The 21,536-nt window shown below is 37.6% G+C and carries 16 protein-coding genes and 1 riboswitch; of the genes, 14 read left to right on the top strand and 2 right to left on the bottom strand.

What is annotated here, in order from left to right:
• Positions 1 to 303 precede the first annotated feature (303 nt).
• The 13 genes from CDZ92_RS13795 (at position 304) to CDZ92_RS13735 (ending at position 17,303) form a co-directional block, all read left to right on the top strand.
• Complete coding sequence (locus CDZ92_RS13795; protein ID WP_096155776.1) at positions 304 to 1,470, top strand: TraB/GumN family protein; 1,167 nt, start codon at positions 304 to 306, stop codon at positions 1,468 to 1,470.
• Positions 1,471 to 1,816: 346 nt separating this feature from the next.
• On the top strand, positions 1,817 to 3,223 hold the full coding sequence (hemG, locus tag CDZ92_RS13790) for a protoporphyrinogen oxidase (RefSeq protein WP_096155775.1): 1,407 nt from the start codon (positions 1,817 to 1,819) through the stop codon (positions 3,221 to 3,223).
• Positions 3,214 to 3,444 (top strand): excisionase family DNA-binding protein, encoded by a 231-nt coding sequence (locus CDZ92_RS13785; RefSeq protein ID WP_096155774.1) that lies wholly within the window; start codon positions 3,214 to 3,216, stop codon positions 3,442 to 3,444. Before hemG ends, CDZ92_RS13785 begins: the two co-directional genes overlap by 10 nt.
• A 315-nt stretch (positions 3,445 to 3,759) precedes the next feature.
• Positions 3,760 to 4,755, top strand: coding sequence for a BMP family ABC transporter substrate-binding protein (locus CDZ92_RS13780; protein WP_157842794.1), 996 nt, complete (start codon positions 3,760 to 3,762; stop codon positions 4,753 to 4,755).
• A gap of 27 nt (positions 4,756 to 4,782) precedes the next feature.
• Positions 4,783 to 6,582 (top strand): sensor histidine kinase, encoded by a 1,800-nt coding sequence (locus tag CDZ92_RS13775; protein WP_096155772.1) that lies wholly within the window; start codon positions 4,783 to 4,785, stop codon positions 6,580 to 6,582.
• 395 nt (positions 6,583 to 6,977) lie between these two features.
• Positions 6,978 to 8,105 (top strand): D-TA family PLP-dependent enzyme, encoded by a 1,128-nt coding sequence (locus CDZ92_RS13770; protein WP_096155771.1) that lies wholly within the window; start codon positions 6,978 to 6,980, stop codon positions 8,103 to 8,105.
• Between the two features lie 73 nt (positions 8,106 to 8,178).
• A riboswitch (TPP riboswitch) is annotated at positions 8,179 to 8,286 on the top strand.
• A gap of 109 nt (positions 8,287 to 8,395) precedes the next feature.
• Entirely contained in the window at positions 8,396 to 9,397 is a 1,002-nt protein-coding gene (locus CDZ92_RS13765; RefSeq protein WP_096155770.1) for an ABC transporter substrate-binding protein, read from the top strand.
• Positions 9,398 to 9,416: 19 nt separating this feature from the next.
• Positions 9,417 to 9,710 carry a thiamine-binding protein gene (locus CDZ92_RS13760; protein ID WP_096155769.1) on the top strand — a complete coding sequence of 98 codons (294 nt, stop codon included), beginning with the start codon at positions 9,417 to 9,419 and terminating at the stop codon, positions 9,708 to 9,710.
• The gene (locus tag CDZ92_RS13755) at positions 9,710 to 10,477 is read left to right on the top strand and encodes an ABC transporter permease (protein WP_096157012.1); all 768 of its coding nucleotides are present in this window, start codon (positions 9,710 to 9,712) and stop codon (positions 10,475 to 10,477) included. The genes CDZ92_RS13760 and CDZ92_RS13755 overlap by 1 nt, the downstream gene beginning before the upstream one ends.
• On the top strand, positions 10,474 to 11,208 hold the full coding sequence (locus CDZ92_RS13750) for an ABC transporter ATP-binding protein (RefSeq protein ID WP_096155768.1): 735 nt from the start codon (positions 10,474 to 10,476) through the stop codon (positions 11,206 to 11,208). Before CDZ92_RS13755 ends, CDZ92_RS13750 begins: the two co-directional genes overlap by 4 nt.
• A gap of 515 nt (positions 11,209 to 11,723) precedes the next feature.
• Complete coding sequence (locus CDZ92_RS13745) at positions 11,724 to 13,466, top strand: ABC transporter ATP-binding protein (protein ID WP_096155767.1); 1,743 nt, start codon at positions 11,724 to 11,726, stop codon at positions 13,464 to 13,466.
• Complete coding sequence (locus tag CDZ92_RS13740; protein WP_096155766.1) at positions 13,447 to 15,237, top strand: ABC transporter ATP-binding protein; 1,791 nt, start codon at positions 13,447 to 13,449, stop codon at positions 15,235 to 15,237. The genes CDZ92_RS13745 and CDZ92_RS13740 overlap by 20 nt, the downstream gene beginning before the upstream one ends.
• A 602-nt stretch (positions 15,238 to 15,839) precedes the next feature.
• Positions 15,840 to 17,303, top strand: a complete 1,464-nt coding sequence (locus CDZ92_RS13735; RefSeq protein WP_096155765.1) for an alanine/glycine:cation symporter family protein — start codon at positions 15,840 to 15,842, stop codon at positions 17,301 to 17,303.
• Between the two features lie 55 nt (positions 17,304 to 17,358).
• On the opposite strand, the gene CDZ92_RS13730 is transcribed toward CDZ92_RS13735, so the two are convergent.
• Complete coding sequence (locus tag CDZ92_RS13730; protein ID WP_096155764.1) at positions 17,359 to 18,363, bottom strand: EAL domain-containing protein; 1,005 nt, start codon at positions 18,361 to 18,363, stop codon at positions 17,359 to 17,361.
• A 150-nt stretch (positions 18,364 to 18,513) separates the two neighbouring features.
• On the opposite strand from CDZ92_RS13730, the gene CDZ92_RS13725 reads away from it, so the two are divergent.
• Positions 18,514 to 19,818: an ATP-binding protein gene (locus CDZ92_RS13725; protein WP_255249828.1), complete on the top strand. Its 1,305-nt coding sequence runs from the start codon at positions 18,514 to 18,516 to the stop codon at positions 19,816 to 19,818.
• Between the two features lie 101 nt (positions 19,819 to 19,919).
• Here the strand turns inward: CDZ92_RS13725 and CDZ92_RS13720 are convergent, their stop codons facing one another.
• Entirely contained in the window at positions 19,920 to 21,458 is a 1,539-nt protein-coding gene (locus tag CDZ92_RS13720) for an FAD-dependent oxidoreductase (protein WP_096155762.1), read from the bottom strand.
• Positions 21,459 to 21,536: the final 78 nt, after the last annotated feature.

The raw sequence follows: 21,536 nt of genomic DNA, 5'->3' as shown, positions 1-21,536 counted from the left end.
AGACTAGCTGTTGATTGGACCGCATATCGTAGACACCTGCGGGAGAAGCGGGGAGCGGGAGACCCCACAGACGCGAATGCGTCGAGGAGGCTCCCGGCCCGCCCGCGGAAAGCGAAGATATGCGCGGAAATCAAAAGCGGTGTTTAACAGAGTGTTTGTAAAAAAACTTTGTTAATTCTTCTCCTTTCCCGCTAGAAAATGGTAGAATGAATACAATTAGTTATGAAAAATGTACAAGAGAAAACTTCATATTTATGATTTCAAAAATAACGATGAAATTTATTCATATAAAGGAAGGTACTTATGTCTGAAGAAAATATCACTCGGTTACATGTAAATGGCAAAGAGATTATTTTAATCGGTACCGCACACGTTTCGAAAAAAAGTGCAGAGCAAGTAAAAGAGGTTATAGAAGCAGAACAGCCAGATTCCGTTTGTGTAGAGTTAGATGAGCAAAGATATCAATCTATTATGGACGGCAACAAATGGAAAGAGATGGATATATTTAAAGTTATAAAAGAAAAGAAGGCAACGTTATTACTAATGAACCTTGCTATATCTTCGTTTCAAAAGCGAATGGCGAAACAAGTTGGTATTAAACCTGGACAAGAAATGATACAAGGTATTGAGTCTGCCAAAGAAATTGGTGCAGAGCTTGTGTTAGCAGATCGAAATATTCAAGTGACGTTTTCTCGTATTTGGAATGGAATTGGCTTGTTCGGAAAAGCGAAGCTAATGTTACAAATTTTTTATAGCATTTTTAGTAATGAGACAGTTTCAGAAGAAGAACTGGAGAAGCTGAAATCGAAAGATATGCTAAATGCGATGCTAAATGAGTTTACGGTTGCTTTTCCAAGATTGAAAACACCTTTAATTGATGAGCGTGACCAATATTTAGCGGAGAAAATTAGAAATGCACCAGGAGAAAAAGTAGTAGCTGTTTTAGGTGCAGCGCACGTACCTGGTATTACGCAAGAGATACATAAAGAACATGATTTGAGAAAGTTAACAGCGGTACCACCGAAATCACCGGCACCGAAAATCATCGCGTGGATGATTCCAATCTTGATACTATCTGTTATTGCTTATACGTTTTACGCGAATCCTTCAGCAGGAATGCAACAAACGATTAGTTGGGTATTATGGAACGGTTCCTTTTCAGCATTAGGGGCGGCAATTGCGATGGGACATCCTCTTGCTGTATTAACGGCGTTTGTGGCAGCGCCAATTACATCGTTAAACCCGCTTCTAGCTGCCGGGTGGTTAGCAGGGCTAGTACAAGCATTTATTAGACGACCAAATGTAGCGGATTTTGAGACGTTGGCGGAAGATGTGTACAGTGTAAAAGGGTTTTGGAATAATAAAGTCACACGCATCTTGCTTATTGTTGTATTGGCGAACTTAGGAAGCACGCTAGGTACAATTATTGGTGGAGCGGATGTAATAAGGTTGTTTTTAGAGAATTTGTAGGTTTTGTTGAACTTTTAACCTAAGTGAACTACTTGTTTTATAAGGTGAGCCATTTCCTCTGCTGATGCAGTGAGGAGACTGGCTTATTTTTTGTGAGTAGAGTGATTAATCAGATTCGAATAAATTGGTGGGAAGTGGCTCGATTGACTTTTGAGAGGAGGGCAAAGTGACCGAAGCAGAGGCAAAGTGACCGAAGCGAGAGTGGAAGTGACCGATTCAAAAGCCAAAACACCAAACCACTCCCCATTTCACCCTTTTGTAACAACTGCCATTCCATAACTAGACACCTTTTATGGTATCATTTAGCTATCATTTAAAAGAAAACCTAAGCAGAGGTGTAAATATAATGAAGACAGTATTAGTTATAGGCGGAGGAATAACTGGTTTATCAGCACTTTATGAATTACAAAAATGGAAACTGGAAAAGAATGAAGACGTGGAGCTAATATTAGCAGAAGCGAGCGACACATTAGGTGGGAAAATTCGCACCGTCAAAACAGATGGATTTGCAATGGAAGTTGGAGCAGACTCTATCGTTGCGAGAAAAGCCATCTCCATGCCATTCATAAAAGAACTAGGCTTAGAAAGCGATATCGTTTACAACGCAACAGGCGTATCTTTCTTATATACGGAAGGTGAACTCAAACCCATCCCAGCAGACACCATCTTCGGAATCCCTATGAGTGTCGAATCTTTACGCAACTCTACCCTTATCTCAGCAGAAGGTAAGGAAGAAGCATTAAATGACCTCCACACAAAAAACGAAACGTTTACGAAAAATGATTCGGTTGGCGATTTTCTAGAGCACTTTTTCGGTAAAGAATTAGTTGAAAAACAAATCGGGCCAGTTTTATCAGGTGTGTACTCTGGCACACTAAAAGACCTAACCATCGCAGCGACTCTTCCGTTTTTAATTGATTACAAAAACGAATACGGCAGTATCATTAAAGGGTTAGAAGCCAACAAGGAAAAGTTCCAAAGTAAAAAAGGGAAGTTCATTTCCTTCCAAGACGGGATGAGTGCCCTCATTGATGCATACGAAAGAAAACTAGAAACAGTCAACATCCATAAAAACCATAAAGCGGTTCAAATAGAAAAGCAGTCTAACCAATATAAAGTGACTTTTGAAAACGACACCCACATAGTAGCGGATCATGTTGTCTTAAGTATCCCACATACAGCTGCTGTGCCATTACTAAAAAATCAAGATTTAAAAGAGGCATTCGCAAGCTTCAAAAACAGTTCGTTAATAAGTGTATATTTAGGCTTCAATGTTCCAGACAGTATTTTACCTGAAGATGGCACAGGTTTTATTTCAACAAACTCAGATAATGTCTTATGCAATGCTTGTACATGGACAAGTAGAAAGTGGGAGCATACATCAGACAAAGGAAATCTGCTTGTACGTTTATTCTATAAGAGCTCAATTCCATCCTTCCCAGCTTTAAAGCAAATGAACAAGTCAGAAATACTACAAGTTGCTTTAAAAGATATAGAGAAGAGCCTTGGAATAGAAGCACAACCAGTTGTAAGCGAAGTAACGGATTGGGTAGAAAATATGCCAACCTACCAAATTGCACATCCGAAAGATGTAGCAACGCTTGAAGAAAGACTAAACCAAGAATACCCAGGGGTAATACTAGCAGGCTGCTCCTACTACGGTGTAGGAATTGCTGACTGCATTGAAAACGGAGAACAAACAGCAAACAAGATCGTTTCTAAGTGGAGGGAAGAGTATAAAGAATGTATTTAACAATAAAAGAAACAGCCGAATACTTAAATTTCCCTGAATACTATATTGAAGAATTGATCCAACATAAAAAAATTCGAGCAGTCTTTGATGGAGAACAATACTTAATCAACAATTCTCAATTCAAACTGCATAAAGAACAAGTAGAAAAAGGCAAGCGAATATTAGAAGAATACATGAACGAACCAATTCCAGAAGATATAGATGTAAAAGACGAAGATTAAAATAAATAAAAACAGAAGCCACCAGTGAAGGATGCTACTCTACTCATTGGTGGCTTCTTTTCATTTTAGGTTAATATCATAATCTCGTTTCGTTTAGTGAAAAACGTGATTATGTATAGTTGATATTGTGGTATGTTCTAAAAAAAGATAAAAACCTTACAAATACTAGTCCTTACTCGTTTATCAGCTAGTATTCAGTATTCATACATTAAATAGATACTCTTAAAAAATATCGAAAATTGTAGCAATATGCCACAAGTATTAGGTACAATGAAACTAGTATATACAAACACTAGTAAGAGGAGTGGAAAGTCTATGCCTCAACAAAATAAACAACTTAGATGGATATCCATTTTTACATTCCTTATACTTTCAGCACTCATGCTATCAATCATCATAAAAGTGAACAATATATTGACCGATAAGACGGCAACGAAACCAACCACACATGTATCCATCCTTACGTCAGACGTAATAGCAGACCAAAGTTGGGGGAGCCTTGCCTACAAAGGTCAGTTAAAGATATTAGAACGCTTTCCAGTTACTATCAGCTTATATGCCGAATTAAATTCCACGGTGAAAATAGAAGAAAAAGTAAAAGAATCGATTGAGAACGATGTGAAATTGATCATAGGTCAAGGAAGAGAGTTTTCGCCTATTTTTGAAAGATTCGCTTCCTTGCACCCAGACACTCATTTCGTCACGATTCATGGAACAGCAACGCAACCTAACCAAACAGTATACACCTTTAATCATGGTCACTTAGAATATTTTGCTGGAACAACAGCAGCGATGAAAACATCGACCAATAAAGTTGCAATGCTCGATCCTATTGATCTAAGTAATATGCCGAACTATTTCGAACAGGGGGCAAAATCCATTAACGAAAATATAGAATTTCGTTATGAAGTCATTCATACACGAGATGATGGAAAAAAAGCAATTGCTTCCATGCAAAAATTAATAGAGGATGGCTATGATGTTTTCTTTTCAAAAGGAAATGCATTAAATCGTGATGTTATTGACTATGCAAAAGATAAAAATGTTTACGTAATCGGTTATATTGAAGACCAACGTCATTTAGGACCAGAAGTAGTTCTTACAAGTATCGTAAATGATATTCCGGGCGTGTACGAAAAAATAGTAGAGGACTTCTTAAGTGATGAAGGCATCCCGCAAGGTCGGGTCATGTTAACCGAAAATGACAACATCTTTTATTTGGCACCATTTGGACCAATGTTTTCAGAAGAAGAATTAGAAAAAATTGAGCATGAAATTCAGAAGTATTATGAAACAGGTTGGCAACTATAGAAGATGCAATAAGACGGGGGAAAAGGAATGATGAGAGGAATAACCAACGGAATATCGCTTAGAAGTAAAATATTAATAACTCTCCTAAGCATAACGCTTTTGCTTTCCACCTTCTCTTTAATTTTTGTTTATTTCATAGAAAAAATAAATGATATTACGAACGAAATGGATGAAAAAAGTATTCCCGAGTTGATTTGGATCAAACATTGGGAAGAAGAAATGTACGTAAAGAAGTTTTTAGCAGAAAGTTATGTGAACGGTGCCTATTGTTGTAATTTTATGGAATCGTATAAACTTATTGATGAAGATGTCGTGGACTCCATTAAAAAAGAATATGAATCCCCCCCATCCACTTTAACTCCATTACAAATGAGAGTTAATCTTATTAACTTCATGATTACTAATGAAGTGGAAAACCTACTATTATATGAGAACGAGGTCGGGGCAAAAGCATTTTTACAAAATACATATATTCCTGAAGTAATTTTACTAATGGATGAGTTACAAGAATCAAAAGTACACACATTCCAATCTTTACAAACGAAAACATCTAACATCCCAGTTATTATAAAAAACTCTTTATGGATATTAGTATTCATTACTATTATAAGTATTATTTTATCTGTATACGCTTCTTATCGTATAAGTGCTAGTTTGACAAGGCCTGTAGAAAAGCTGGTGGATAAAGTAGACCAAATTTCTAACGGTCAATACGGTTTAACCGTCCCAAGAGTAAAGCAAATTGAATTGCAAAATTTGTCTAACTCTATTAATCAAATGTCTTATAGTTTAAAAGAATCATTCCAAGCTATATTAGATGAAAAAATGTATCATGAGCAAGTTCTAAACTCTCTACCTGTAGGTATCGTCTCTATTGACAATAAGAATACAACGTACACATTAAATACGACAGCTAAATCTTTGTTAAATATAGACAAAACAAAAGTGGAGAAGCTTGTCCGTAAAGATGCTACGAAAAACGCAATGTTTTGGGAGATGATTGTTTCAGATCACGAATGTCAAAATAAAAAGGTAACGTATGAAACAGAAGATAAGACTTACAATTTATTAATGTCCCATTCCAAACTATTAAACCAATTTAATCAAGAGATTGGTAGAATTGCCTATTTCGTTGATATTACAGAGATAGAAAAGCTAGAAAGAAGAATACAGCAATCCGATAAACTTGCATTAGTTGGAGAGTTAGCAGCAGGGGCGGCTCATGAAATTCGTAATCCACTTGCTGTTATACATGGTTTTATTTCGTTAATGAATCAATCTTTCAAAGAAGAGGAAAATGCACAATACCATATCCCTTTATTGCTAGGCGAACTAAATCGAATTAATGCCATTATCGAGGAGATGTTAATGCTTTCCAAGCCAGGTGCACCAATAGTGAAAACGAAAAAATTGGCATCTATTTTAGAAGAGATTTTACCTCTAATAAATGAGTCTGCAGAAAACGAATTGAATATTACATTGCATTTAAGTGAAGAGCCATTTCAAGTGGATCCGAAACAGATGAAACAAGTATTATATAATCTCATTCGTAATAGTAGTGAAGCGATGGAAGGTAAAGGTATGATTACGATCGAATCCTATGCGCATGAAGATAATTATGAGATTCTGTTTACAGATGAGGGACCAGGTATTCCTGAGAAAATAAAAGCAAACATTTTCGATCCGTTTTTAAGTTCAAAAGAATCAGGTACTGGGTTAGGTTTAACAATTGTTCAAAGAATTATAGAAAATCATAACGGTAGCATTGAGTTGCTATCGTCGTCCGAGTCAGGGACGACTTTCCGGATTATATTGCCTCTAACATAACAAAGGACTTACCCTGAATGGATGGGTAAGTCCTTTGTAAGTTCAATAAAGAGTCTAAAAAAGATTGTATGTGATATACCATTTACTTCCTATCTTATAGGGGATAAATGGTGTGGATAAACCTAGCTGTGTCACCGAAGAAAAAGCGTTTATTATAGTTCTGAAAAGTAGCGATAGAACTCAAAAAAGTATCGATGGAAAATAAAAGTATAGATAGAGGCCTTAAAAAGTAGCGATAGAACATTAAAAAGTACATATAGAATTGCATAAAGTACCAAAAAGACAAGAAAGTCATACAAAAATGGCATCCAAAATTAATCTTCAACGCCAAACTTGCTAAACTCCCCAATGAAGCTTACCATTTTATTTATACGTAGAAAGGACTGATCGCCCTAATGAACCCATTAATCGGAAAATCAATCAGCCAACTAGACACTCCGTCATTACTAGTCGACCTAAAAAAGCTAAAAAAAAATATCCAAAATACAGCAACATTTGCCCAACATCATAACATCCAATTAAGACCTCACATTAAAACACATAAATCCATCGAAATCGCAAAGCTTCAACTAGAAGCAGGTGCAGTTGGCATCACAACAGCTAAAATTGCCGAAGCCGAAATTATGGCAAAAGCGGGGATAAAGGATATTCTCATCGCTTATCCGATCTCAAGTCCTACTAAAATAGAACGATTAATAAACCTCCTCGCAACAGTGTCACAACTCAAAGTTTCTGTAGATAGCTTGGAACAGATAAAATTATTACAAAAACATCTAGAGAAAACGCCAAATACAATAGAAGTTTGGATAAAAGTGAACAGTGGACTGAACCGTTGTGGTGTTAAGCCTGGTAAACAAGCACTTGAATTAGCTCAAGCGATACTTCTGCTATCAAAGCTAACTCTTGGCGGCATCTTTACACATGCGGGACATTCGTATGCTGCCACTTCCCAACAAGAAATAGAAAAAATTGCTCTAGCAGAAGCAGAGGCGGTGTTAACTAGCGCGGCTGTATGCGAAAAAGCGGGGATAAAAATCAAAACGAGGAGTGTTGGCTCCACCCCTACTTATAAAATGGCTGGGGCAGTAAATGGCATTACAGAGGTAAGACCAGGCAACAGCGTTTTTTTCGATGAAATTCAAGTAGGCTTAGGTGTGACCGAAAGAAAAAATTGTGCGCTGACGGTGCTTGCGTCTGTTGTCGGAACGTATAAAGAGGAAGGTAGAATCATATTAGATGCTGGAAGCAAAACACTGTGCCTTGATAAAGGTGCACATGGAAACGCTTCTGTAAAAGGGCATGGGCACATCAATGGTCACTCAAACATAACAATCGAGCGGCTTTCCGAAGAACATGGTGTAGCAACGTTCAAAGAAGATACGGCTTTAACTTTAAACGACAAAGTCCAAATTATTCCTAATCATGCTTGTACGGTTGTGAACCAATTCAATGAGTTTTACGTACATGAAGATGGAGTAATTAAAGACTGTTGGAAAGTAGATGCAAGAGGAGCATCACAATAACATCACAATAACATCATAATACTAGCTTAAATTCTTTAGAGTGATATAATAATACTGTTTCAAAAAGAGAATACTAAACATGTAGGGGGGCTAGGTAGGCTAGCTGAGATTGTGTCCGAAGGCACTGACCCTTGAACCTGATCTGGCTCATACCAGCGTAGGAAACATATAATCTACTCTAAATATGTTAAAACTATGCCTAGGTAAAGCAGTCCTAGGCTTTTTGTATGAGATGGAAAAGAAACGATACATACGTTTAGTACCTCAAACCAACATTGGAGGAATACAGAATGAAAAAATGGATCGCAATTTTAATGGCGTCAGTTTTGCTTGTAGGTTGTGGAAACGTGAACAACAACACAGCGCCTGCAGATAAGAACCGAGCGGAAGGGTTAAAGGAAGTTTCCGTTGTGTTAGATTGGACTCCGAACACGAACCATACGGGTCTTTATGTAGCAAAAGAAAAAGGTTATTTTGAAGAAGAAGGTTTGCAAGTGGAAATATTACTTCCTGGAGAAGCAGGGGCTGACCAATTAGTTGCAGCGGGCCGTGCGGACTTTGGTGTAAGCTATCAGGAAGCCATTACAGAAGCTAGAGTGCAAGGCATTCCAATCGTTTCGATTGCAGCAATAATCCAACACAATACATCTGGATTTGCTTCACCTGCAGAAAAAAACATTACATCACCGAAAGATTTTGAAGGAAAATCTTATGGTGGGTGGGGAGCTCCCGTTGAAAAATCCGTTATCGCATCCATAATGAAAAATGATGGAGATGCAGATGTGGAACAAGTACGATTTATTAACATGGGAGATGCAGACTTTTTCACGGCTGTTCGTCGTGACATTGACTTTGCTTGGATTTATTACGGATGGACAGGTGTAGAGGCAGAGTTGCGCGGGGAAGAAATTAATATGGTGTATTTAACAGACTATTCCGATGCACTTGATTACTACACACCCGTACTTTCTACCAATGAAAAAATGATAGATGAACAAAGCGATGTAGTTAGAGCGTTTATAAAGGCGGCTTCTCGTGGATATGAATTTGCAATCGAAAACCCAGAAGAAGCGGCAGAAATACTAATTGCTGCCGTACCTGATTTAGATGCGGAATTAGTAACAGCGAGCCAAAAGTGGTTAGCAGACAAATATAAAAATGACGCACCACGTTGGGGAGAACAAAAATTAGAAGTTTGGGAGAACTATGCACAGTGGATGATAGAAAACGATCTACTAGAAGGTGAATTAGATGCGGAAGCAGCGTTCACTAATGAGTTTCTTCCAGAGTAAGTAGGAGGAGAAAATAAAAATGGCAAATGCATTAGTAAGCATTCAAATCATTCCGAAAACAAAAAAAGGGGAAAACGTTATCCCTTATGTAGATGAAGCTATTAAAATTATTGAAGACTCAGGTGTGGCATATCGCGTAGGGCCGTTAGAAACAACAATGGAAGGCGATATGGCACAGTTATTTTCTATTATTGAAAAAATGAACGTGCGAATGATAGAGCTAGGAAGTAGCAACGTAATCTCTCAAGTAAAAGTCTTGTATCAGCCAACAGGCATCACAATAGGACAATTAACGGAGAAGTATGACGGATGATGAAAAATATTTTTACAAAAAGTTGGAGGCCATTTTTGGTTCTCCTTCTTTTGTTCATTTTATGGGAACTGGCTGTTACTTTTTTTGAAGTTCCAAAATGGTTATTACCAGCGCCATCGTTAATTTTTGCGGAAGCTTGGAACGGGTGGGTAAATTTTCAACCACATGTGTTATCGACCGTCCAAATAACAGTGTTAGGCTTTGCGATTGGAGCAAGCATCGGGATTATAACAGCAATCATTTTACATTTAATACCTATCGTTCGTGAATCCGTATACCCGTTGCTTATCCTTTCGCAAAATGTGCCAATCATTGTTTTAGCACCACTTTTAGTCATATGGTTTGGATTTGGGCTTTTGCCAAAAATGATTGTCATCACGCTCGTATGCTTCTTTCCCATTACAATCGCGGCACTAGATGGTTTTCGTCAAACAGCACCTGAACTAAAACATTACATGAAAATGGCTGGTGCATCGAATCGGCAACTATTTTGGAAAGTAGAATTACCGTACTCCTTACCTTCTATTCTTTCGGGCATGAAAATCTCCGCAACCTATAGCGTAATGGGTGCTGTTATTTCAGAATGGCTCGGTGCGCAGCGTGGGATTGGCGTTTACATGACACTAGCCTCTTCTTCATTCCGAACAGATCGCGTGTTTGTGGCCATTTTTACGATTATGATTATTAGCTTATTGTTTTTTGCGATAATTTTCTTGTTGGAGAAATGGTTCGTACGTTGGAAAGAAAAAGGTGGGGGTGAAAGATGAGTCATCTAGTCATGAGAGATATTACAAAATCGTTTGGAGAAAATAAAGTCATTTCTTCCTTGAATTTCACCATTGAAAAAGAACAGTTCGTCTCGATTCTTGGCCCTTCAGGTAGTGGGAAAAGTACCATTTTTCATCTTATTGGTGGAATACTATCACCAGATGAAGGTGCCATTTTTTTAAGTGGGAAAAACATTACAAACAAAAGAGGAATGATAAGCTACATGCCGCAATCCCCGGCTTTACTGCCATGGAGAACAGTGCTACAAAATGTGGTGTTAGGACAAGAAATCGTTGGTAAAGTAGATAAGGAAAAGGCTGAAGAGATGATTAAGAAGGCAGGTCTAGGTGATTATTTGCACGCCTATCCTCACGAATTATCAGGTGGAATGAAACAACGAGTTGCTTTTATTCGAGCACTTCTAAGCCCCCAACCGGTTATTTGTTTAGATGAGCCTTTCTCGGCACTTGATGAGCTAACTCGACTTGATATGCAAAAGTGGCTCATGAACATTTGGGAAAGCAATAGAAAAACCATTTTGTTTGTGACTCATAACATTGAAGAAGCATTGTTTTTATCCGATAGAATAATCGTTTTGTCTAACAAACCTGCGACCGTCAAAGCGGATATAGAAGTCCCTTTTCCTAGACCTCGTAATGAAGAATTACTCTTGGAGCCTACTTTTTTAGATTGGAAAAGGAAGATTTATAATTCGTTAAAAGGTGAATAATAAAAAGTGGAAAGATAGTGTAGAGTCCTCTGTGCTATCTTTTTTAATTCGCCCCACGAAATATTTTTCCACAAAAAGTAATCAAACTATTTAAAAAATAATAAAAAAGGAGTATCATAGTTGTATATTAATTCGAGATTTTCGTATATCAAAACATCTTGCTACTAACTATAGTTGTGACTTTTAATATGGATATGTTAAAGATTAGTGTTGATTTTAAATACAAATACCTGTTGATTTCCGTGCAAGGCTGAGACTCATCGAAAATGCATACGCATTTCCTTCGTGCGATGTATCGCTGCCGTAGCCTTCCTTGTCCTGCGGGAAAAGCGGGGAGCGGGAGACCCCACAGTCGCGAATGCGGCGAGGAGTAGGTTTTTTCACGACAGTGAAAATAACCTTCCTTTTTACCGCCCGCGGAAAGCGAAGCCTTGCACGGAAATCAACAGCGAACTTTAACTAAGCCTTTAATGTAAAAGCTAACACCTAACACCTAAAATGGGGGATTTTACATCATGGTTAAAATTTTATCTTTTTTAAAGCCATATCGGATAGCTGTGGCAATTGCTCTATTTTTAATGTTTGTGGAATTATTTGTAGAGCTATTTCATCCATTGCTAATGGCGAAAATAATCGATGACGGAATTATGCAAGGCGATATGTCGGTCGTAATGTATTGGGGAGGCATTATGGTTGGGCTTTCATTTGTTGCCTTTGCTGCTGGTATTATAAATTCATTTTTTGCAGCACACGTAAGTCAAAGTTTTGGATTTGACGTGCGAAATGCACTTTATAAAAAAATACAGTCATTCTCTTTCTCTAACTTTAACTTCTTCCCAACATCATCACTCATTACAAGGATGACAAATGATGTGACGCAAATACAAAACACTGTATTCATGAGTTTGCGAATTATGTTGAGAGCACCATTAATTATTATTGGTGGAGTAATCATGGCGCTCATTGTAAATGCAAAGCTTGCTTTCTTTTTAGTGATAACTGTCCCGATTCTATTTTTATTTTTATTTTGGGTATTCAGAAAAGGATCAGTATTATTCAAAAGCGTGCAAGAAAAGCTAGATTCAGTAAATAACGTAATGCGAGAAAATTTAGCAGGCATTAGACTTGTTCGAGCTTTTATACGCAAAAATCACGAAGGAAAACGATTCACAAAGTCTAGTGCAAGCTTGCAAAATGATACCGTAAAAGCTCTACGTTTAATGGAAATTACGATGCCGATTTTACTTTTGCTAATGAACTTAACGATTCTTGCTGTGCTTTGGTACGGGAATATTGGCGTTCAAAATGACCAAGCACGAGTTGGAGAAATTGTTGCCATCATTAACTATACAACTAGAATAACGGGTGCGCTGTCCATTTTCTCTTTTATTATCATGGCATTTTCTCGTGCTAAAGCATCTTCGCACCGTATTGTGGATGTTTTAGATGAAAACATAGATATTGTCGATGCAGAAAAAACAGATAAGACAACTGGCGGATTAACTGACATGACCATTAAGTTTGATGATGTTTCTTTCACGTATCCAGGGAGCGAGAGTCTTGTGTTAGAAAACATTTCATTTGAAGCAAAAAACGGGGAAACTGTGGCAGTTTTAGGCGCAACAGGCTCTGGTAAAACGTCACTGTTTCAATTGCTACCTAGGCTTTACGAAGCAAATAATGGAACGATTAAGATTGGTAAACATGACATTCAACATTTAAAGCTTGATACTTTAAGAAGATTAATCGGTTATGTTCCTCAAGAATCATTGTTGTTTACAGGTTCCGTGAAGGAAAACGTTGCTTGGGGGAAAGAAGACGCAACGATGGAAGAAATCATCGAAGCAACAAAAGCGGCACAGATTCATGAAACGATCTCTAAGTTACCGAAAGGCTATGATACGAAGTTAGGTCAAAAAGGAGTTAACTTATCTGGAGGACAAAAACAACGTCTTTCCATTGCAAGAGCGCTAGTTAGAAAGCCAAGAATTTTAATGCTAGATGACAGCACAAGCGCGCTAGATTTAAAAACAGAAGGAAAACTGTTAAGGGCTTTAAAGGATTACCGTTGCACAACTCTAATCATTACCCAAAAAGTGACAACAGCGATGGAAGCAGACTTAGTTTTACTTATGGATGATGGTCAGTTAATTGCAAAAGGAAACCACGAAACGTTAATGAAAAATTCCTCCCTATATCAAAAAATCGTCGAGTCACAGTTTGGAGAGGAGGATGCACATGTCAAAGCATTACAGTAAACCACCGGAAAAGAAAAAAGAAGTGCGCAACTGGTTTGGAACGTTAAAAAGATTATGGCGTTATTTATCAGCACGAAAAGGATTATTGACGCTCGTTCTGTTTATGGTAGTGATAAGCTCTGCTCTTGGGTTACTCGGCCCGTTTATTGTTGGAACTTCTATTGATAAGTATATAGTGAACCAAGATACCGCTACATTTGTGAAGGCACTTGTTGCGTTATTGTTCATTTACATTTTTTACTCGTTATCCTCATGGTTGCAAAACTATTGGATGATTGGGGTCGCTCAAGATACAGTGTTTGAAATGAGAACATCACTTTTTCACCATTTGCAAAAGCTTCCGATTCCTTACTTTGACAAACGTCAACATGGGGAATTAATGAGCCGTGTGACGAACGATATGGAAAATGTCAGTTCTACTTTAAACAGTTCGTTTATACAAGTTGTTTCTAGTATATTGACGATAGTAGGTACTGTTTCTGTTATGTTGTATCTAAGTCCTTTGCTAACGGTTATCACACTTACGATTGTACCTGTTATGTTTTTTGGGTTGAAATGGATTACGAATCGAACAGGGAAATTGTTTAAAGAAACACAAAAAAATCTCGGCGAGTTAAATGGTTACATTGAGGAGACCATTTCTGGCCAACGAATCGTTAAGTCTTTTTCTCAAGAAGAACGAGTGATGCGAGAGTTTCGAGAAAAAAGTACTAAATTGAAGAAGACAGCATATTGGGCACAAACGTTTTCAGGATTTATCCCGAAACTAATGAACGTATTAAATAACTTAAGTTTTGCTATTATTGCATTTGTTGGTGGGATCTTCGCCTTAAATGGTACAGCTGGAATTACTATCGGGGTGATTGTTATTTTCGCCGAGTACTCTCGTCAATTTACACGCCCGTTAAATGATTTAGCAAACCAGTTTAATACACTACTATCTGCAGTAGCAGGAGCAGAGCGAGTATTCGATGTGTTAGATGAAACAGAAGAAGCGGAAGATGAAAAAGATGCGATTAGCCTGCGTTCTGTTAAAGGAGATGTAACGTTTAACAACGCGACTTTCTCTTATGAAGAAGATGAGCAAACAATTCGCAATGTTTCATTTCGTGTATCTGCAGGTGAAACAGTTGCTTTCGTTGGTCCAACTGGAGCTGGAAAAACGACGATGATTAATTTGCTTTCAAGGTTCTATCAATTGGATAGTGGCGAAATTTATATTGATGGTCATGAAATTAAGTCGATTAAGCGAGAAAGTTTAAGAAGCCATATGGCGTTTGTGTTGCAAGATTCGTTTTTATTTGAAGGGACGATTCGTGAGAATATCCGCTATGGAAAATTAAATGCAACGGACGAAGAAGTGGAAGAAGCAGCAAAATCAGCCAACGCCCACTCGTTTATTCGGAAATTGCCAAAAGGCTATGATACAGTGCTAAAACAAGATGGAAGTGGAATTAGCCAAGGGCAAAAACAGTTATTGTCGATTGCAAGAGCCTTGTTGGCGGACCCGTCTATTTTGGTTTTGGATGAGGCAACTAGTAGTATTGATACGATTACCGAAGTGAAGATTCAAGAAGCGTTGCAACGTTTAATGAAAGGTCGAACTAGTTTTGTCATCGCCCATCGCTTAAATACAATCCAAAAAGCGGATCAAATTTTAGTGTTGAAGGATGGAGAGTTAATTGAGAAGGGATCGCATGACGAGTTGCTAGATTATGGCGGGTTTTATCATGATTTGTTTACGAGTCAGTTGAGAGAGATTGTTGGATAATGATAGTTTAAGTAAAGAAGATAGGCAATTCAGTTCCTGACTAGGCTGGATTGCTTTTTTCTGTTTAGATACATTAAAAAAGTTGCGTGATTGGGATTGAAACGCAAGAAGGTGAAATTGTAACAGAAACATAGTGGATTGAAACACAAGAAGCGAGGATTGAAACACAAGGAGCAAGGATTGAAACACAACCAGTGTAGATTGAAACACAAGTTGGACGTGCGAAAGAAATTGAAACAGAAACCATTAGGATTGAAACACAAGGAGCAAGGATTGAAACACAACCAGTGTAGATTGAAACACAAGTTGGACGTGCGATAGAAATTGAAACAGAAACCCCCATGATTGAAACACAAGTAGAAAAAATTGAAACACAAACTAAGCAGATTGAAACACAAAGCAGATATCTCCTCGCATCGAAAGCAAATAAATCAACTGTAGTAATAAACTCCCCTACTCTCCAATCTTGTCGAAAACTTTTTCCTCTTAATTTGTCCTAATTAATACTTTTTCGCTTGCCTAGTTTGTATATATAAACTATAATCTCTAGAGAATATGTAATATTCTGAAAAATAAAACTATTAAAAGTGTGGGGGGATTGGATGGAAGCATTTATTAATCTTTTAAATGATGTTCTATGGAGTACACCGATGATTGTTTTCTGTTTAGGGGTTGGATTACTGTTCACCATTTGGACTAGGTTTGTGCAAGTACGTCTTTTCAAAGACATGCTAACACACACGTTCAAAGGGAAAAGTTCAAGTGCTGGGGTTTCATCATTCCAAGCATTAGCCATCTCGCTTTCTGGACGCGTAGGTACTGGTAACATCGCAGGTACGGCTACTGCAATCGCTTTCGGTGGACCGGGGGCCGTTTTTTGGATGTGGACGATCGCGTTTATCGGTGCATCTAGTGCCTTTATCGAATCAACACTTGCACAAGTTTATAAAGAAAAACAAGAAGGGCAATACCGTGGAGGCCCTGCTTACTATATTGAAAAAGGTATCGGCTGGAAATGGTATGCTGTATTATTTGCTGGAGCAGCCATCCTAGCAACAAGTTTCTTAATGCCAGGAATACAAGCGAACGCAATTGGTGAAGGATTAAACAATGCGTTCAACGCAGATAAAACTTGGGTAGCAATCGCATTAGTTATTGTTATCGGACTTATCATTTTTGGTGGAGTAAAACGTATTGCTTCGGTTGCACAAATTGTAGTTCCATTCATGGCAGTAGCTTACGTATTTTTAGCAATCATTATTATTTCAATGAATATTACGGAATTACCTGGAGTTATCGGACTAATTTTCAGTAGTGCATTTGGTTTCGATTCTGCATTCGGTGGAGTGGTAGGTGCAGCAATTGCTTGGGGTGTAAAACGTGGTATTTACTCGAACGAAGCTGGTCAAGGTACTGGACCACATGCAGCAGCAGCGGCGGAAGTTTCTCACCCTGCTAAGCAAGGTTTAGTTCAAGCATTCTCTGTATATATTGATACATTACTTGTATGTTCTGCAACGGCGTTTATGATTCTTTTCACAGGGATGTATAACGTTCATGGTGCAGAAGAAGGACAATTCTTAAAAGTAGGTATCGGTGAAATGATCGTGGCTGGACCTGCATATACGCAAGGTGCCATTGAGTCTGTATTACCAGGTTTCGGAGCTGGGTTCGTAGGAATTGCATTACTATTCTTCGCATTCACAACAATCATGGCTTACTACTACATTGCAGAAACAAACATAGCTTACTTATTCAAAAAGGGTAAGTGGAAAAATGTTGGAATGTTCTTATTAAAAGTTGTCCTTTTACTTGCTGTATTCTTCGGGGTTACTAGAGAAGCAGGAGCAGCATGGGTACTTGGGGACATTGGACTTGGGCTCATGGTTTGGATCAACTTAATTGCAATCTTAGTTCTGGCAAAACCTGCAATAGCAGTTTTAAGAGATTATGATGAGCAAAAGAAAGCTGGGCTTGATCCAACATTCGACCCTGAAAAGCTAGGCATTAAAAATGCAGATTTCTGGGTAAAAGAATACAAAAAAGAAGACGACAAAGCTTCATAATAAAAAAGTGCGGACGCCATTTTAATAGGCAACCGCACTTTTTTTATACATAAAATCAAATCGTCAAATCTTCTTCTTTCATCGGTTCCTCCGAAGGCTTACCAATATAATATCCTTGTGCATAATGGATGCCCAATTCTCTACAAAACACTAACTCTTCTTTTCTCTCAATTCCTTCAGCTAACACTTTTAAATTTAATCTTCGAGAAATACCCATTACATTTTGCAGGAACATTTGCTTCTCGACATCCTTATCACAAAAAGAAATATAGTCTCTATCAATTTTCACATAGTCTGGCCTCAATGCCTCTAATACTTCCAATGTTGAATAACCAGCACCAACATCGTCAAGGGCAACTTTCATGCCCGAATTTTTATAAGTTCGGAATATATTTTGTAGATGTCCTAAATCTTTAATTTTCTCAGACTCTACTACTTCAAACACTAAGTTCTCTGGTGAAACATTATATTTCTTCACAATTTGAAAAGTATGACGCAAACAAAATTCAGGATTATAAATGGACGAAGGTAAGAAATTAATAAATACCTTCACATCTTCATTAAGCTTTTGGCTACTTGAAATAATAGAACTTTCACGGGCCTTTTGATCTAAAAAATTGTGTAGATTGGCGTTTCTAGCAAATTCAAATAACGGATATGGTGGCAAAAACTCTCCACCTTTAATCGGTCTTAATAAACATTCATAGGCAAAAATAGCGTTCTTTTCTGACTGTAAATCAACGATTGGTTGGAAAAATGTCTTAAAGGAGCCATCTCTCATAATTCGAATCAAGTCCTGGTTAGCCAACAATTCATGAAATATATGTACCTCTTCATAGGATGGCATATCCAAAGTTTTAACTAATAGTTTTTCTGAATCAGTTTCGGGTAACGTAGCTACGAGCTCTTCAATGAAATTAGTTAGTTCGTTTAATGAGTGATATGTGTATTCACTATGTGGGATACGAGCTGTCTCCATATTATCCTTTTTCTCAAATATTACAAAAAGAGTACCATGTGTTTCTATTAAATTAGGAACCCCACAATCTATACAGTTCATATTAGAAACCTCCAACTTCATTTTAAATGTATATTCGACAAAAATAGACAAACATCCTCGTCTATTAGCATAAAAATTGTAGGAAGTAAATAAAGGTTTTTTTCTATTTATGTCGAAAAGATATAAAAACTTTCACAAGTAGGATGGAGAATGTTAATGCTAGCAGAGAAATTACTATTACATGTGTTAATTATATTAGCTCCAGTACTTATATACTATATTGTTTCAGATAATAACCGTTTTGGGAAGTCTCCTTTTTTCATTGGTACGTTACAAGGGATAGCGGCCAGTCTATGTCTACTTTTTGCACATCACGAGTACGGACTTTATTGGGACCTTCGTTATATCCCGCTAGTTTTGGCCATTTTATATGGAGGGCCAAAAGCAGGGCTGATGGTTCTAGGTAGCATTTTAGCCACACGTACATATCTTGGTGGAGAGGCGCTTGCGTTTGGTTACATCAGTGGAATATTAGCGGCTTCGGTACCGTTTTTATTTGTCGGGATATTCCAAAAAATACAATCAAAGAAAAAAAGAATAGAAGCAGCAGTACTTTTTGGACTTTGGCCAAATCTGATTATGCTTTCCGTATTAATCGTATATTTACTTTCTCACGACATTTATGAAATGAAGCTAGATGGAAATATTGAGGTGTTAATATACATTATCTCTTTCGGTGTCATTCAAGTGATAGGTGTTGGCTTTGCCTCCATGCTCTTAGAAAGTGCGATTGAACGGGAGAAAATGAAAGAAGAAATTAGAAGAGCAGAAAAATTAAACACATTAGGCGAATTAGCAGCATCCATTGCTCACGAAGTGCGTAATCCGTTAACCGTTGTAAAAGGTTTCCTGCAATTAATGCAAAAACAAGAAAAAGGCCAAAACTTTCAATACCTCTCTTTAGTTTTAACGGAACTAGGAAGAGCCGAAGCGATTATCAATGACTATTTAAACTTTGCTAAACCTGAGTTTAAAAAGATTGAAAAATTTTATCTTTACGAACTAATAACGGACGTTTTACTATTGATCAACCCATTAGCGATGACAAAAGGGGTTCAAATTGATCAATATTTAGAAAAAAATATTATCATTGAAACCGATAAAAATCAGTTAAAACAAGCTCTTGTTAATATTGTGAAAAATGCGATTGAAGCCACTCCACAGGATGGTAGAGTTAGCGTCAACCTGCATTTACGTGATAATCAAGTTTGCCTGACGATTAAAGATACCGGTAAAGGAATGACAAGTGAACAATTATCCCGCATCGGATCGTTATTTTATTCAACAAAAGAAAAAGGAACAGGCCTTGGAACAATGGTGTCCATTCGGATCATTGAAACAATGAATGGAAAAATAAACTATGCTAGTAAAATAGATGAAGGAACTGAAGTAACGATCCTTTTGCCCGTAGCAAAATTAGATAGCCAATTGGAAGAAGAGAAACAAGTAGGATAATGGAAAAAGCAAGTGTACTCATATGTCTGGAGTCACTTGCTTTTTCATTTTTTATTTCAATCAATTTCATAATTACGGTTCGTTTATTGAAACTCACTCATTTAGTCAGCATTTAATTGCTTCAACGGCTTGTCAGCAGGACCTTCTAACACCTCACCATGTATCGAAAAACGCGAGCCATGACATGGGCAATCCCACGTTCTCTCTCCGTCATTCCATTCGACTTCACAACCTAAATGCGTACATGTCGTATCTACGCAGTGCACGACTCCATGCTCATCTTTATACGCTCCCGCACGCTCTCCGTGAATAGAAACTACTGCACCTTCATCCAGTTCTAGTTCTTCTACCTGCTTTGTAGGTCTGTCTAATTTTCCCTCCATCAAATGCCCCGCAACATCAAAGTTAGTAGAAATGAATTTCTTCAAACTAGGGTCTGCTACAAATCTAGAAGGAGAAAATAAATCTAAATAAGGATTTTCTTTTTCCATAATAAAGTCTTGCATCATTAAAGCAGCAGCTGTCCCATTTGTCATGCCCCATTTTCTAAAGCCTGTTGCAATAAGAATACGCGGATTTCCTTGTGTGATTGGTCCTACATAAGGTATTTTGTCTAATGTATATAAGTCTTGAGCAGACCATCGATACGGAATTTGCTTTATGCCTAACACTTCTTCTCCGAATTGTTTTAATGCTTTGTAATGCTCCAGTGTACTTTTTCCTTGTCCCGTTTTATGACCTTCTCCACCAATCAACACTAATTTTTCGTCACCATCTGTAGTGAAACGTAACGATCTTGTTGGCTGGTCGGCACTATAGTACATTCCATCCGGATACTCTTTCTCCGTTTTAGCTGCGACAATGTAAGACCTTTCAGCATACATTCTTGTGAAAAAGAAACCTTTGCCATCGTAAAAAGGAAAGTGGGAACAAGCTAATATCGTTTTGCAATGAATTTTGTTGCCGGTCTTTGTTTTCACTATTAGCTGAGGTGACTCTTCCACATCAACAGCAACAGTACCTTCATAGATTTCTCCGCCCTTTTCAGTAAACTCCTCAACTAGACGTTTTAAATACTTTAATGGATGAAATTGAGCTTGCTCTTTCATCACCGCAACAGATAAGGCGGAAATGTTAAAAGGAACTTCCGATCTATGTTCACTTTGAATACCTAATTTGCGATATGCATCCAACTCCTTTTGAACTTTTTGTTCTCCTTGTTCACCTGTTGCATATATACAGGCATCTTGCAGGGAAAAATCACATTCTATTCGTTTTTGATCTACTAAATTTTTTATATAATGTAGGGCATTATTATTTGCTTCGTAGTACAACTTCGTTTTTTCTTTTCCAAAATGATTTAGTAACTCGTCATAAATCACACCGTGTTGGGCAGTAACCTTAGCCGTTGTATGGCCAGTTGTTCCATTTAAGATCTTTCCAGCATCAATGATGGTAACCTTAAACCCTTCTTGTATAAGTTGATACCCTGCTGTAATACCGGTAATACCAGCCCCAACAATACATATGTCTGTATGTAAATCATGTTCTAATTTAGGATAACTAGATAACTCCGTAGATCGAAGCCAAAAAGGCTCAGGCGCTTTCGGTAAACCATCCGTATAATTCTCTGCTTCCATTTTAGTAATCCTCCTTAAGTAGTCAGTGTACTTAATTTTTCCAATTAAAGAAGAATCATGTATGCAAGTCGAAGTTTG

It is taken from the genome of Bacillus sp. FJAT-45066, assembly GCF_002335755.1.
Classification (GTDB): domain Bacteria; phylum Bacillota; class Bacilli; order Bacillales; family Bacillaceae_I; genus Bacillus_CD; species Bacillus_CD alkalisoli.
Note: the sequence above shows the minus strand (reverse complement) of the source record. Positions and strands in the feature narration are given on the sequence as shown.